This is a genomic window from Kitasatospora sp. NPDC048194 (assembly GCF_043202455.1).
Classification (GTDB): Bacteria; Actinomycetota; Actinomycetes; order Streptomycetales; family Streptomycetaceae; genus Kitasatospora.
Genome location: NZ_JBIDAK010000015.1, coordinates 44,810 through 57,444 on the forward strand (window position 1 = coordinate 44,810; position 12,635 = coordinate 57,444).

At 73.5% G+C, this 12,635-nt stretch carries 15 protein-coding genes; 5 read left to right on the forward strand and 10 right to left on the reverse strand.

Going from position 1 to position 12,635, the window contains the following annotated elements:
- Nucleotides 1–120 precede the first annotated feature (120 nt).
- Nucleotides 121–414 (forward strand): DUF6412 domain-containing protein, encoded by a 294-nt coding sequence (locus ACGF07_RS19605; RefSeq protein ID WP_350746179.1) that lies wholly within the window; start codon nt 121–123, stop codon nt 412–414.
- Nucleotides 415–556: 142 nt separating this feature from the next.
- A complete protein-coding gene (locus ACGF07_RS19610; RefSeq protein ID WP_392900410.1) occupies nt 557–1,258 on the forward strand; it encodes a YidC/Oxa1 family membrane protein insertase in 702 nt (233 codons plus the stop codon).
- An 82-nt stretch (nt 1,259–1,340) separates the two neighbouring features.
- Here the strand turns inward: ACGF07_RS19610 and ACGF07_RS19615 are convergent, their stop codons facing one another.
- Both ACGF07_RS19615 and ACGF07_RS19620 read right to left on the reverse strand, forming a co-directional pair.
- Nucleotides 1,341–2,030 carry an HAD family hydrolase gene (locus ACGF07_RS19615; RefSeq protein ID WP_392900413.1) on the reverse strand — a complete coding sequence of 230 codons (690 nt, stop codon included), beginning with the start codon at nt 2,028–2,030 and terminating at the stop codon, nt 1,341–1,343.
- Nucleotides 2,031–2,175: 145 nt separating this feature from the next.
- Nucleotides 2,176–2,742 carry an NUDIX hydrolase gene (locus ACGF07_RS19620; RefSeq protein WP_392900416.1) on the reverse strand — a complete coding sequence of 189 codons (567 nt, stop codon included), beginning with the start codon at nt 2,740–2,742 and terminating at the stop codon, nt 2,176–2,178.
- Nucleotides 2,743–3,115: 373 nt separating this feature from the next.
- Between ACGF07_RS19620 and ACGF07_RS19625 the strand changes: the two genes are divergently transcribed.
- Entirely contained in the window at nt 3,116–3,883 is a 768-nt protein-coding gene (locus tag ACGF07_RS19625) for a CDP-alcohol phosphatidyltransferase family protein (RefSeq protein WP_392900419.1), read from the forward strand.
- 23 nt (nt 3,884–3,906) lie between these two features.
- On the opposite strand, the gene ACGF07_RS19630 is transcribed toward ACGF07_RS19625, so the two are convergent.
- Entirely contained in the window at nt 3,907–4,257 is a 351-nt protein-coding gene (locus ACGF07_RS19630) for a helix-turn-helix domain-containing protein (protein WP_350746165.1), read from the reverse strand.
- Nucleotides 4,258–4,366: 109 nt separating this feature from the next.
- Between ACGF07_RS19630 and ACGF07_RS19635 the strand changes: the two genes are divergently transcribed.
- Entirely contained in the window at nt 4,367–5,356 is a 990-nt protein-coding gene (locus ACGF07_RS19635) for a zinc-binding alcohol dehydrogenase family protein (RefSeq protein WP_392900422.1), read from the forward strand.
- Nucleotides 5,357–5,576: 220 nt separating this feature from the next.
- Nucleotides 5,577–6,413: an NmrA family NAD(P)-binding protein gene (locus ACGF07_RS19640; protein WP_392900425.1), complete on the forward strand. Its 837-nt coding sequence runs from the start codon at nt 5,577–5,579 to the stop codon at nt 6,411–6,413.
- 73 nt (nt 6,414–6,486) lie between these two features.
- On the opposite strand, the gene ACGF07_RS19645 is transcribed toward ACGF07_RS19640, so the two are convergent.
- The 7 genes from ACGF07_RS19645 to ACGF07_RS19675 form a co-directional block, all read right to left on the reverse strand.
- Nucleotides 6,487–7,041, reverse strand: a complete 555-nt coding sequence (locus ACGF07_RS19645) for a GNAT family N-acetyltransferase (RefSeq protein ID WP_350746156.1) — start codon at nt 7,039–7,041, stop codon at nt 6,487–6,489.
- Between the two features lie 362 nt (nt 7,042–7,403).
- Nucleotides 7,404–7,913 carry an N-acetyltransferase gene (locus ACGF07_RS19650; RefSeq protein ID WP_350746153.1) on the reverse strand — a complete coding sequence of 170 codons (510 nt, stop codon included), beginning with the start codon at nt 7,911–7,913 and terminating at the stop codon, nt 7,404–7,406.
- 195 nt (nt 7,914–8,108) lie between these two features.
- Nucleotides 8,109–8,876 carry an ABC transporter permease gene (locus ACGF07_RS19655; protein ID WP_392900428.1) on the reverse strand — a complete coding sequence of 256 codons (768 nt, stop codon included), beginning with the start codon at nt 8,874–8,876 and terminating at the stop codon, nt 8,109–8,111.
- The gene (locus ACGF07_RS19660; protein ID WP_392900431.1) at nt 8,873–9,799 is read right to left on the reverse strand and encodes an ATP-binding cassette domain-containing protein; all 927 of its coding nucleotides are present in this window, start codon (nt 9,797–9,799) and stop codon (nt 8,873–8,875) included. Before ACGF07_RS19660 ends, ACGF07_RS19655 begins: the two co-directional genes overlap by 4 nt.
- Nucleotides 9,799–10,638, reverse strand: coding sequence for a DUF4097 domain-containing protein (locus ACGF07_RS19665; RefSeq protein WP_392900434.1), 840 nt, complete (start codon nt 10,636–10,638; stop codon nt 9,799–9,801). The genes ACGF07_RS19660 and ACGF07_RS19665 overlap by 1 nt, the downstream gene beginning before the upstream one ends.
- Before the next feature lie 108 nt (nt 10,639–10,746).
- On the reverse strand, nt 10,747–11,349 hold the full coding sequence (locus ACGF07_RS19670; protein WP_392900437.1) for a toxin-antitoxin system HicB family antitoxin: 603 nt from the start codon (nt 11,347–11,349) through the stop codon (nt 10,747–10,749).
- Between the two features lie 159 nt (nt 11,350–11,508).
- Nucleotides 11,509–12,585 carry an adenosine deaminase gene (locus ACGF07_RS19675; RefSeq protein WP_392900440.1) on the reverse strand — a complete coding sequence of 359 codons (1,077 nt, stop codon included), beginning with the start codon at nt 12,583–12,585 and terminating at the stop codon, nt 11,509–11,511.
- Nucleotides 12,586–12,635 lie beyond the last annotated feature (50 nt).

The following is a 12,635-nucleotide window of genomic DNA, read 5'->3' on the forward strand; positions in this document are numbered from 1 at the left end:
CCACGGTAGCCCCGCGTAGCACCGCTGGCTACAGCACCGGGCGGCGGAACGGGAACCCGCCAGGCCGTAGGATCGTCCTGCTGAACGTCAGGAACCGGGAACACACGAAGGGAGCGGGCCATGGGCGTCGTCGCGATGCTGCTGGGGCTGCTCCGGGTGCTGACCGGGGAGCTGGTGACCGAGGGCGGCGCGCTGGCGTCCGTCGCCGCCGTGGCGGCCGTGGTGCTGGTCGCCGGAGCGGTCGCGGGTGCACTGGCCGGGGCGCGGCTGTCGGGCGCACGGGCGCCCGCGGTGGTGCGCAGCGGAGTGCTGCGCCGTCGGGCCTTCGGTACGGCGTTCCTTCCGCAGCGTGACCCGGACGCCCGGGGCAGGCGACGCCCCAGGGCGCCGGGAGCGGCCCCGGCGGCCGCGTAGATCCGCAGGGCCCGCGCCGTCGAGGCGCGCGGCTCGCACCTGCCCGCAGGTCCCTCGTACGTTTCGTCTTCGCGCGTACGACCTTCGCGGCCGTCCTCCGCCGATCACTCGTTCGCTGAGACCCCGGAGGGCTCGCTTCACCATGTCCGTTCTCGCTGTTCTCGACCCGGCCGTCGCCGTCGCCCACGCCGCGGTCTCCGCCATCGCGCACGTGCTGCCGACCGCGCTGGCGATCGTCCTGTTCGTCCTCGCCGTCCGGCTCTGCCTCCACCCGCTGGCGCGCGCGGCGGCACGCGGGGAGAAGGCCCGCGCGAAGCTCGCGCCGAAGGTCGCCGAACTGAACAGGAAGCACAAGAAGGACCCGGAGAAGGCGCGCGAGGCGCTCGCCGAGCTGTACCGGAAGGAGCAGGTGTCGCCGTTCGCGGGATGCCTGCCGATGCTGGTGCAGATCCCCTTCTTCTCGGTGATGTACCGGCTCTTCACCACGCCGAACGACCTGCTGGACCACACCCTGTTCGGGGTGCCGCTGGGCCTGCACGTCGGGAACGCGCACGGCGCCGGGCAGTTCGCGGTGATCGGGCTGCTGTACGCCGGGCTGGCGGCGGTCGGGTACGTCAACTACCGCCGGGTGCGGCGTGCGGCGGCGGCGCCGGCGGCGCAGACCACCCCGCAGCCGGGTGCGGCGGTGCTGCCGTACCTCTCGTTCGCCTCGGTGCTGTTCGCGGTGCTGGTGCCGGTGGCCGCCGCGCTCTACCTGCTGACCACCAGCGTGTGGTCCGCCGCCGAGCGGGCCTGGCTCTACCGGGGCGGGGTGGCCGCCCCGGCGACGGCCCTCGCGGTCTGACGGGTCGGGCGTCGTTCCGCCCGGGAGCCGGGCGGGTTCCCCGCGGGTCCCGGCGGTCCCGCGGGGTGCACCGGCGGAGCCGTCAGAAGTGGCCCAGCAGCTCCGGGAAGGCCTTGAGCTGCAGCGTGACCTCGTCCGGGCCGATCTCCTCGTGCTCCAGCACCCAGGTGTGCTCGTGCGGGATGAACACCGTGCGCAGCCCGGCCCGCCGGGCGGGGGCGATGTCGGACTTGGGCGAGTTGCCGATCATCCAGGTCCGCCCGGGGTCGAGGCCGAGCTCGGCGGCGAGCCGCCGGTAGGTGTGGACCGTCTTCTCGGCCACGATGTGGATGCCGCGGAAGTGGTGGTCGATCGTGGAGGCCGCCACCTTGGTGCGCTGCTCGACCTGGTCGCCCTTGGTCAGCAGCAGCAGGTGATGGCGTTCGGCGAGCGCGGCCAGGGTGTCGGCGACGCCCGGGATGAGCTCGACCGCGCCGCGGTCGGTCAGCGGGACGAGCAGCTCGTCGATCCGGGCCAGCTCTTCGGTGATGGGGGCGCGGCCGGCGCGCAGCTGCCGGAGGCAGTCCACGAGGCTCTGCCGGAAGACGGTCGCGCCGTAGCCGAGCGCGGCGGCGTTGGCGGCCTCGATCCGGTCGAGCAGGGCCCGGGCCGCCTCGCGTCGGCCCGGGTCGGCGGCCCAGTCCAGGAAGTTGTCGATGACCCGTTCGAAGAGGACGTTGTTCTCCCAGAGCGTGTCATCGGCGTCGAAGATGAGGACCTGGTCGGTGTGCATCGGGGCCTTCCGGCGGACGGGGCGGGAACGGGGAGGGACGGGACGGACGCGGGGGCGCGGCGGAACGGCGCGGGGGCACGGCGGAACGGAGGCACGGCGCGGGGTGGGCGGGAGCGCGGGGTGCGCGGCGGGGCGGGAGGCCGGCTCAGGAGAGCAGGCGGGCGGCCCGGTCGAGGGTGTCGCGGAGGTTCTCCTCGGTGGTCCGCTTCCTGGCCTCCTCGATGCCCAGCCACTCCAGCGGGGAGGCCGGGTTCTCCGGGCGGGCGTCGTCCGGCGTACCGGTGGCCAGCAGGAAACGCAGGTCGGCGTGCTCGTGGGCGGGTTCGACGGGCGAGGCCGGGACGGGCACCACGGCGAGGTGGACGAGCGCGGCGTCGGGCCACGGCGTGAGGTCCGTCAGGCCGGTCTCCTCCAGCCCCTCGCGCAGCGCGATGTCCAGCGGCAGGGTCTCCCCCGGGTCGCCGTGGCCGCCGACCTGCAACCAGGCCTGTTGGCGGACGTGCCAGCGCAACAGGACCCGGCGGGTCGGCGGGTGGACGATCAGGGCGGAGGCGGTGAAGTGCAGCGGGGTGCCCCGGTCCCACGGGTCGGGGGCGCCGACCAGGGCGCGGGCCCGGGCGAGGTCGGCGGTCTCCACCGGGCCCTGCGGCCGGTGGTCGTCCAGGAGGCGGGACAGGTCGGGGCCGTGCGGTGCGGCGCTGGTGGTCGCCATGGCTCTGCGCTCCTCGTTCCGCTCCGGGGGCGGCGTCGGACCTCGTCGGACCGCTCGGACCGCGTCAACCGGCGTGCGGCGACCGGTGTGCGGGACGGGCGATCGGCCCCGGGGCTCGGGTTCCGGTGGGCCCGCGAGGCCTAGCCCGGGGCGCTTCGGGGCACCCACCGATTTTCGACCGCTCACCCCCGGCCCACCGGTCTCCGCACCGCCGCTCCCGCCGTCCCCGTCACCGTCGCCCGGCTGCCTCCGCCACCGGCGCTCCGCCCGCCCGTCCACCACCCCGCTTCGCCCGGGAAGGGGCGGGTCCGAGCGGCGTTTCGGAGGCCGTAGCCTGTGGTGATCGTTTCGGGACAGGTGGAGGGATGTCGTCATGGTGGCTGCTCCGGCACTCGCCGAGCTGCGCGAGGTGTGCCAGCCGCAGGCCAAGCTGCAGAGCCGCAACGGGGAGCACTGGGCCGGCCGGCTGTACATGCGGGCGGTCTCGCTGCGCACCACCCGGCAGTTGGTGCGGACCTCGGTCTCGCCGAACACCCTGACCTGGGTGATGGTGGTGTGCGGGGTCGGCGGCGGCGCGGCCCTGCTGATCCCCGGGCTGACCGGTGCCGTGCTGGCGGCGGTGCTGTTCCAGCTGTTCCTGCTCTTCGACTGCGTGGACGGCGAAGTGGCCCGGTGGAAGCGCCAGTTCAGCATGGCTGGAGTGTACGTGGACCGGCTCGGCGCCTACCTGGCGGACGCCGCGCTGATGATCGGTGCGGGTGTGCGGGCGGCCCGCGGCGGGTCGGAGCTGTGGGTGTCGGCGGGCCTGGCCGCCGCGCTGGGCGTGGTGCTGCTGAAGGCCTCGACGGACCTGGTGGACGTGGCCCGCGCGCGCAGCGGACGGCCGCCGGCGGACGAGGAGTCCACCCAGCCGCGGTCCCAGGGCATCGCGACGGCCCGCCGGCTCGCCTCGATATTCAAGATCCACCGGGTGACGAACGGCATCGAGGCCTCCCTGGTGCTGCTGGCTGCGGCCGCGGCCGACGCCGGGCTGGGCCACCTCGGCGCGACGCGGGCGGCGCTCGCCGGGATCACGGTGATCACCTGGGGGATGGTGGTGGCGCACCTGGCGTCGATCCTCTCCTCCTCGCGGCTGCGCTGATCCCGTCCCCCTCGCGGCCGGGCTCACGCCCCTTGCGCGGCCCCGTCGTTGCGGGCGAGCGCGGCGAGGACCGTGTCGAGCAGCCCCGGGAAGCGCCGTTCCAGGTCGACCACGCGCAGCGCGGAGAACCGGCGGTTGGCCTCCTCGCGCTGGGTGATCACGCCGGACTCGCGCAGCACCTTGAAGTGGTGGCTGAGGGTGGAGGGCGCGACGTCCACCGGGAAGGTGCCGCAGGCCCGTTCCGGTTCGCTGCGCAGGATCCGGACGATGGTCATCCGGGTCGGGTCGGACAGCGCGTGCAGGACGTCGTACAGGTCGATCTCCTCGGGAGCGGGGTGCGAGAGCTCCGGCCGACGGCGGGTACTGCGGGGCATGACCAACCTCCCATCTGCGATGTTCGACATCCGTCGAAAGTGTGTGGTAGCAATGGCACCGACGGCAGTTTCGCCGTTCGTCGAACATCGTAGTCGAGGGGGCACGACCGTGCGCGCACTGGTGATGACCGCACCCGGAGGAGCCGAGAACTCCGAGGTCCAGGAGATCGGGACATCGCACCCCGGACCCGGCCAGGTGTCGATCGACGTCGCCTGGGCCGGGCTGAACTTCGTGGACGTGATGACCCGCCGCGGCGACGCCGCCTACGCCTCCGGGTGGCCGTACCGGCCGGGCAAGGAGGTGGCCGGGACGGTCCGGGAGCTCGGCGAGGGCGTCACCGGCCTCGCGGTCGGCGACCGGGTGGCGGCCGCGCCGGTCGGCGGCGGACTGGCCGAGGTGGTCGTCGCCGAGGCCGTGCTCACGGTTCCGGTCCCGGACGGCCTCGCACTCGGCGCCGCGGCGGCCGCCCCGCTCGGCCTCGCGACCGCCGTCCTGCTGCTGACCGACGCGGGCCGGCTGACCACCGGGGACACCGTCCTGGTGCACTCGGCCGGCGGCGGCATCGGCAGCGCGATCGCCCAGCTGGTCCCGCTGCTCGGTGGCGGCGGCACGCTGATCGGCACGGTCGGACGCCCGGAGAAGGCGGCGAGCGCGGCCGGGCAGGGCTACGACCACGTCTTCGCCCGCGACGCGGAGCTCGCCGACGCCATCCGCACCGCCACCGGCGGTCGGGGCGTCGACCTGGTGCTGGACCCGTTGGGCACCGCCGCGCTGGAGCTCGACCTCGACGTCACCGCACCCGGCGGCCGGATCGTCCTGTTCGGCAACGCGGGCGGCGGCGCCGTCGACGACCTGCCCCCGCTCGGGCGCCTGATGGCCGGAAACCTCTCCGTCACCGGCTTCAGCCACCGCTTCCTCGCCGCCACCGCCCCCGAACGCCTCGCCCGTGCCATCCGCACCGCCCTCGACCTCCAGGCGAACAGCGGCCTGAGCATCCCGCTCACCGAACTGCCGGGCCTGGAGGCCGTACCGGCCGCGCACGACGCGATGCAGGAGGGCCGGGCCACCGGCAAGTACGTGGTGCGCGTGACGGGCTGACGCGGCACGGCTCGGGCGCGCGGACCGGGCGCGCGGACCGAGTGCGCGGACCGGGCGCGCGGACCGGGCTCGGATCGGGCGGCCGGATCGGGCGGCCGGATCGGGCGGCCGGCTCCACCGCCCCGGCCCGGCCGGGCCGTCACGCGGAGGGGCCCGTCGAGCACGTGACCAGCCGTCAGCCACCGGGCATAGGGCGGCCCCGCCAGGTGTTCGGACCGGCATGGACAGGATTCTGGTGATCGGCGCGAACGGCAGTGTGGGCAGGCACGTGGTGGCCGGGCTGGCCGAACGCGGTTGCGGGGTACGGGCCTTGGTACGGGACGGCGCGTCGGCGGCACTGCCTCCGGGGGTGGAGGTGGTACGGGGTGACCTGGCCGCGCCGGAGAGCCTGGTGGCCGCCCTGAGCGGCGGGGTGGCGAGCGTCTACCTGATGTGGCCCGCGATCCCCGTGCAGCCGCGGGTCGTGGAGCTGATCGCGGAACACGCCGAGCACGTCGTCTACCTGTCGACGGACGTGGCCGATCTCGCGGACGACGAGCAGCCCGTGGTCCACCACCAGGAGGTCGAGCGGCTGATCCGCAAGTCCGGCCTGCGCTGGACCTTCGTCCGGGCCATCGACTTCGCGGGCAACACGCTCCACTGGGCCGACCAGGTGCGCCAGGGCGTCGTCCGCTGGCCGTACGGCGCGGCGCGCCGCTCGCTGATCCACGAGCGGGACATCGCGGACGTGGCCGTCGCGGCGCTCACCGAGAAGGGCCACGACGGCGCCAAGTACGTGATCACCGGCCCCGAGTCGATCGCCCAGGCCGACCTCGCGCGGATCATCGGCGAGGAGACCGGCACCGAAGTGCGCTGGGAGGAACTGGAACCGGAGACGGCCCGCGCGCAACTCACCGAGGCCTGGGGGAACCCCGCGTTCGTGGACGCCCGGTTGCGGGCCTGGGAATCGTTCACCCGCGAGCCGGAGCGGGTGACGGACACCGTCCGGGAGGTGCTCGGCCGCCCGGCGCGCAGCTTCCGCTCGTGGGCCCGGGACCACGCGGAGGACTTCCGGTAGCGGCTCGGCCGGGTCCGCGCCCGGCGTCGGCCCCCGAGCCCGACGGGCTCCGCGGGACGACGCCGGACGCCGGTCAGCCGCGGGAGACCGCCAGTTCGAGCTCCCGGCGCGTCTCGTCGCCGGGCACCGGCACCGACGCACCCGAGGGCTCGAAACCGGCGCGCAGGTACATCGCCCGGGCGCGTGCGTTGTCCTCGTGGACGAACAGCCGCACCCGCTCGACGCGGGGCTCGGTGAGCGACCACGACCACTCCTGCGCGGCCCGGACGAGTTCGTGGGCCAGGCCGGTGCCGCGCGCCTCGGGGCGGACGTAGAAGGCCACGAGCTGCGTCTGCGGGACCTCGATGACGTCGCCGCCGACGGCCCCCTGCCCACCCGGCCGCTCGACCAGCACGGTGATGCTGCCGAGCCAGCGGCCGTCCTCCGCCTCCGCGACGAGCTGCCGCACGGAGTCGCTCTCGGCCGCGCCCTCGGTGCGGTCCTGCCAGAACCCGTCCGGCCTGGCGGCGGCCTTCTCGTACGTGTCCAGGAAGGCGATGCCGGCGACCGGATCCCGGAGGGAGTCCAACCTGATCGCCTTGACCCGCTCCCACTCGTCGGTCCGTACCCGTCTGATGCTGGTTCCCATCGCACGATGATCACCGCGTCCGGGCGCCCCGGCAACCGATTTCGGGGCCGCCCGGTGGGGCCGGCCCGACCGCTTCCCCCGCGCAGCACCGACGGCAGCGCGGCACTTCGGGCGGCCCACCGCCCCGGTTCGCCGCAGGGGTGCTGAGCTGCTAATATTCTTCTCGTCGCGAGGGAGATGATTCCTCGTCAGGCGTCAGCGGTGCTACCAGAGCACGTCCTACTTTCAGTAGGAAGAGTCCGTGCAACCCGGGCCTGGCGCTCCACTGTCGGACGGGGTCCGGCGCCTTCACGGGCGCCGGGCCCCTTCGCGTTGCCACGTCCCCGGCCGAATGAAATCCGGCCGGGGTTCGGCAACCGGGCTCAGGCGGCCGGGGCTGAGGCCGCCGGCAGGGCCATCCAGTCCTGCCAGGAGATGTCGCGCCCCAGGTAACGCGGCGTGCGGAAAGGCCAGTCGGTGGCGATCCACTGCGGCACCAGGGCGTCGAGTGCCTCCTCCACCTCACTGCCGACCAGGTCGTCCACCACCCACCAGGAGATCTCGCCGTCGGCCCCGGTCCGCTCCGGCGGATCGATGTAGACGCAGCCGAGGACGGCCGTCTCGGCGCGGTCCAGCAGGACGTAGTTGAAGGACTGGTGGGCGGCTATCTCCCGCTCGTGCCGCGCCAGGTCGATCCGGTCCTCCTCGAAGGTCATGGTCTCCTGCGGCCAGCCCCAGGCCGGGCCGTAGATGCTCCACAGCCGCTCGCGCGAGCCCATCACGGCCGGGTAGTCGAGGGCGGTGTCGGTCTCCCTGATCGGCCTCAAGTGGTACTCGGCGTCGAGCAGTGGAACGTGGACGGGATGGACGAAGTCAGCAGGCAGCCAGGTCATGGCGCCGAGACTAGCCAAGGTCGGGTGCCGGGCTCCCGGTATTTCCCGGCGCCGGCGCCGCACCCGGACGCCGCTACCACGTGCGGCCAGGACGACGGGCATCGACCGCCGCTGACGCGCGGGTGACACCACGACGGCCCGGGCGGCGGGTTGCTCCCGCCGCCCGGGCCCGGTGGGCTACCGGCCGTACCCCCGTCACCGCCGGTAGAAGACCCTCCGCGACCAGAGGTAGCCGACCAGCGTGAGACCGGTGCACCAGGCGAGGGCGCTCCAGGCGCTGGTGCCGATCCCGGTGCCGGTCAGCAGACCGCGCAGGGTCTCGATGATGGGAGTGAAGGGCTGGTACTCGGCGAACCAGCGCAGCACCGTGGGCATCGAGTCGGGCGGGACGATCGCACTGCCGATGAACGGCAGGAAAGTCAGCGGCAGCGGCGTGTTGCTCGCGCTCTCCGGGGTCTTCGACACCAGTCCGATGCCCGCCGACAGCCACGTCAGCGCCAGCGTCACGAAGAGCAGCAGCCCGGCGGCCGCGAGCCACTCCACCGGCCCGGCGCTCGAACGGAAGCCCATCGCGAAGGCCGCGGCGATCACCAGCACCAGGGCGATCACCGTCTGGATGACGCTCCCGACGACGTGCCCGGCCAGGAACGCCGACCGTGATATCGACATCGTCCGGAACCGGTTGACGATCCCCTCCGTCATGTCGACGCACACGCCCACCGCCGTGGCGACCGAGCCCGCCGTCGCCGTCATCAGCACGATGCCCGGCGTCACGTAGTCGATGTAGCTGCCGCCACCGATGCCCGCTCCGAGCGCGCCCCCGAAGGCGTAGTTGAAGAGCAGCAGCATCATCACCGGCATCACCACGACCGAGAAGGTCATCGCCGGATACCGCTGCGCCCGCTTGAGGTTGCGCCGCAGCATGGTCAGCGAGTCGCTGACCACATGGGTCGTCGCGCTCATCGCGCTCCCTCCCCGGTCAGTGTGAGGAACACGTCGTCCAGGTCCGCCGTCTCCACGACCAGCGACTCCGCCTGGAGGGACGCGTTGTCGAGCGCGTCCAGCACGGCCCGTACCGTGAGGACGGAGTTGTCGCCCGGGATGTCCAGCACCAGGGTCTCGGCGTCGGCCGTGGCGTAGTCGAACAGTGCTGCGGCGCCGGCGAGTCGGGCGGCGTCGGCGAACCGGAGCCGGATCCGCCCGCCGGGGACGATGCGCTTCAGTTCTTCGGCCGTGCCCTCGGCGACGATCCGGCCGCCGTCCAGGACGGCTATCCGGTCGGCGAGTTGGTCGGCTTCCTCCAGGTACTGGGTGGTGAGGAAGATCGTCACCCCGCGCTCGGCGACCAGCCGCTGGATGATCTCCCACATGGTGCGCCTGCTGCGCGGGTCGAGCCCGGTGGTCGGCTCGTCCAGGAAGATCACCTCGGGCTCGCCGACCAGTGTCATCGCCAGGTCGAGCTTGCGCCGCATGCCGCCGGAGAAGGTGGCCACGGGCTTGCGCGCGGCCTCGGTGAGTTCGAAGCGGCTCAGCAGGTCCTCGGCCCGCCTCCGCCCCTCCCGACGGCGGAGGTGGTTGAGGTCCGCCATCAGCATGAGGTTCTCCTCGGCGGTGAGGAGGTGGTCGACCGCCGAGAACTGGCCGGTCACCCCGATCGCCTTGCGAACCGCGTCGGCCTGCCGGACCAGGTCGTGGCCGGCCACCCGGACCGAGCCGGCGTCGGCCGGGATCAGGGTGGAGAGGATCTGCACCGCGGTGGTCTTGCCGGCGCCGTTCGGCCCGAGCAGCGCGAAGACGCTGCCGGCCGGGATGGACAGGTCGATGCCCCTGAGCACCGCCTTGTCCCCGTAGGACTTGGTCAGCCCCACTGCGGAGATCGCCGCCATCAGGCCCTCCGGACGGTGATGCTGCCGACCTGGGTCTGGGCGCGGACCTCGACGGTCTCCCGGGCGTCGCCCGGGCCCTGCGCCGTGCCGAGGGCGTTGCGGACGGCACCGAACTTGCTGTGCACGTCGAGCCAGGCCGCCGTGCCCTCGGCGATGCCGACCTCCACGTCCCCGACGGCGGACTGCAGGCTGACCCTGCCCCGGACCACCCGGCCGAGCCGGATGTGGCCGTTCGCCGTCCTGGCGTCCACGTCCGCCTCGGCGAGGCCGATGTGGATCCTGCCGTTGGAGGCGTTGGCGTTGAGCGCGCCGTGCACCTCGTCGATCTCGGTGTCGCCGTTGCTGTTCTTGACGGTCAGTGCGCCGCCCACGGAGGCGACCTCGATCCGGCCGCCGCCGGTGACCTCGGCGTCCCCGGTGACGGTGCCGACCCGGACGTCCCCCATGTCGGTCTTGAGCCGCACGCTGTCGGCCCGGTCGACCTGGATCCGGCCCAGGGAGGTCTTCAGCCGGCACGCGCCGAGCGGGCCCTCGGTGACGAAGTCCGCCATCGGGGAGTCGGCGTGGACCTCGGAGCCGGCCGGCAGCTCGACCAGGACGTCGATCGAGCCCTTCTTGCTGGAGAACACGGTGCGCTGCTTGGGGCCCTTGAGGGTGAGCCGACCGCCGGAGAAGTCCACCTGGGTCAGCTCCGCGGCCTTGACGTCCGCGTCCCTGTCCGCGTTGGCCGGCCGGACTTCGACCACGGCGTCGGTGCGCTTGCTCGCGCGGATCCACACCGAGCCGATCTCGAACTCAAGGGCGGCGGAGATCGGTCCGTCCGTCTCGTACGAAGGCATGGTTGTCCCGTCCTCTTGACTCGTGGAGGTGTTCCCGCTGGTCGGAGCGGGGGTGACGGTGAAGGTTCGAAAACTCGGGTGCTGCGGAACTCGGGTGGTGCGGAGGCGTCAGTGGACCCAGCCGGTGAAGCTCTGACCGCCGACGCTGCGCGGGGGGCGGGTGCCGAGCTCCGCCGCCGGGCGGACGGCGGGCCGACCGCCCTCCAGGGCGCCGGCGACGGCCCGGACCAGCCAGGCGTTGAGGGACAGGCCCTCCTGCCCGGCGGCCTCCTCCGCCCGGGCCTTGAGGTTCGCGGGCAGGCGCAGGTTGATCCGGGCGGTGCCCGTCTCGTCCGGCTCCGAGGCCGTCGACGACGCGGACGGCACCACGGACGGCGCCACGGATGACACCACCGCTGGCGCCATCGGAGCCACCGGCGGCCCCACCGGCCCGGCGGGGGGCACATCACCGTGGAAGGCCTCGGACCCGGGCGGTGCGGTCACCACGAACTCGGGGTCGAGGCCGCGCAGCCGGACGTCCACCGAGCCCGGGGCGAGGTCGCGGGTGACCTCGCCCATGGCGGCCGAGAGGGCGTTGAGCAGGGTGAGCCGCACGGCCGACTCCAACGGAAGAGTCAGCCGGTCGGCCAGCGCGCGGGCTTCCTCCCCGCCGGTGGCCGCGGCGACCGCGAGCTCGTTCCGGAGGTTTTCGACGTACGGCGTGAGGTCCATGGCTCAAGCATGGCACGGGCACGGTGCCATGTCGAGCCATTTGTGGCACCACTTTGGCACCATCGGCGAGAAGGGGCCCCGCACCGCGCGGAGGGACGTCTCCCGGAACGCCGCCGCCCCGCCGACCGGGGGTCGACGGGGCGGTTCACCGGAAGGGCGTCAGCGCTGCCAGGCGGCCAGGTAGGCATCGATCTCGCCGGTCAGCCGCGCCTTGCCGGGCTGCTCCAGGAAGGATGCCTCGACCGCGTTGCGAGCCAGCGCCGCGACCCCGGCCTCGTCCAGGCCCAGCAGCCGCGCCGCCACCGCGTACTCGGTGTTGAGGTCGGTGCCGAACATCGGCGGGTCGTCGCTGTTGACCGTCACCAGCAGCCCGGAGTCCACCATCCGCTTGATCGGGTGCTCCTCGATCCGCTCGACGGCGCGGGTGGCGATGTTGGAGGTCGGGCAGACCTCGAGCGCGATGCGGTGCTCGCCCAGGTAGTCCAGCAGCGCCGGGTCGTGCACGGCCTGGGTGCCGTGCCCGATCCGCTCGGCGCCCAGCTCGCGGATCGCGTCCCAGACCGTCTGCGGCCCGGTGGTCTCACCGGCATGCGGGACGGAGCGCAGGCCGGCCGCGCGCGCCCGGTCGAAGTACGGCTTGAACTGCGGCCGCGGCACGCCGATCTCCGGGCCGCCCAGGCCGAAGCTGACCAGTCCCTCGGGGGCCAGTTCGGTGGCCAGGCGGGCGGTCACCTCCGCCGACTCCAGCCCGGCCTCACCGGGGATGTCGAAGCACCAGCGCAGCACCACGCCGAGTTCCTTCTCGGCGCGCAGCCGGGCGTCCTCGATGGCCTCCATGAAGGCGACCTCGGGGATCCCGCGCGCGACCGAGGAGTACGGGGTGATGGTCAGCTCGGCGTACCGGATGTTCTGGCGGGCCATGTCCTCGGCGACGCCGTAGGTGAGCGCGCGGACGTCCTCGGCGTCGCGGATGAGGTCCACGACGCTCAGGTACACCTCGATGAAGTGCGCGAAGTCGGTGAAGGTGAAGTACTCGGCGAGCGCGGCCGGGTCGGCCGGCACCTTGGACCGGCCGCGGTGGCGGGCGGCCAGCTCGGCGACGACGCGCGGCGAGGCGGAGCCGACGTGGTGGACGTGCAGTTCCGCCTTGGGCATCCCGGCGATGAACGCCTCGATGCTCCGGTCGGCGGTGGCACCAGTGGGGTTTCCGATCCGACTTCCGTCCGGCTGGACCACGGTGGTTCCCTTCTCCTTCTACGCGCGTATCGCGAAGCTGGGGCCCAGGA

Coding starts and splice junctions, on each gene's coding strand:
- ACGF07_RS19610 (WP_392900410.1), top strand. CDS start 557: ATGTCCGTTCTCGCTGTTCTCGACCCGGCCGTCGCCGTCGCCCACGCC.
- ACGF07_RS19655 (WP_392900428.1), bottom strand. CDS start 8,876: ATGAGCGCGACGACCCATGTGGTCAGCGACTCGCTGACCATGCTGCGG.
- ACGF07_RS19630 (WP_350746165.1), bottom strand. CDS start 4,257: ATGCCCCGCAGTACCCGCCGTCGGCCGGAGCTCTCGCACCCCGCTCCC.
- ACGF07_RS19605 (WP_350746179.1), top strand. CDS start 121: ATGGGCGTCGTCGCGATGCTGCTGGGGCTGCTCCGGGTGCTGACCGGG.
- ACGF07_RS19615 (WP_392900413.1), bottom strand. CDS start 2,030: ATGCACACCGACCAGGTCCTCATCTTCGACGCCGATGACACGCTCTGG.
- ACGF07_RS19670 (WP_392900437.1), bottom strand. CDS start 11,349: ATGGACCTCACGCCGTACGTCGAAAACCTCCGGAACGAGCTCGCGGTC.
- ACGF07_RS19620 (WP_392900416.1), bottom strand. CDS start 2,742: ATGGCGACCACCAGCGCCGCACCGCACGGCCCCGACCTGTCCCGCCTC.
- ACGF07_RS19665 (WP_392900434.1), bottom strand. CDS start 10,638: ATGCCTTCGTACGAGACGGACGGACCGATCTCCGCCGCCCTTGAGTTC.
- ACGF07_RS19625 (WP_392900419.1), top strand. CDS start 3,116: ATGGTGGCTGCTCCGGCACTCGCCGAGCTGCGCGAGGTGTGCCAGCCG.
- ACGF07_RS19650 (WP_350746153.1), bottom strand. CDS start 7,913: ATGACCTGGCTGCCTGCTGACTTCGTCCATCCCGTCCACGTTCCACTG.
- ACGF07_RS19640 (WP_392900425.1), top strand. CDS start 5,577: ATGGACAGGATTCTGGTGATCGGCGCGAACGGCAGTGTGGGCAGGCAC.
- ACGF07_RS19660 (WP_392900431.1), bottom strand. CDS start 9,799: ATGGCGGCGATCTCCGCAGTGGGGCTGACCAAGTCCTACGGGGACAAG.
- ACGF07_RS19645 (WP_350746156.1), bottom strand. CDS start 7,041: ATGGGAACCAGCATCAGACGGGTACGGACCGACGAGTGGGAGCGGGTC.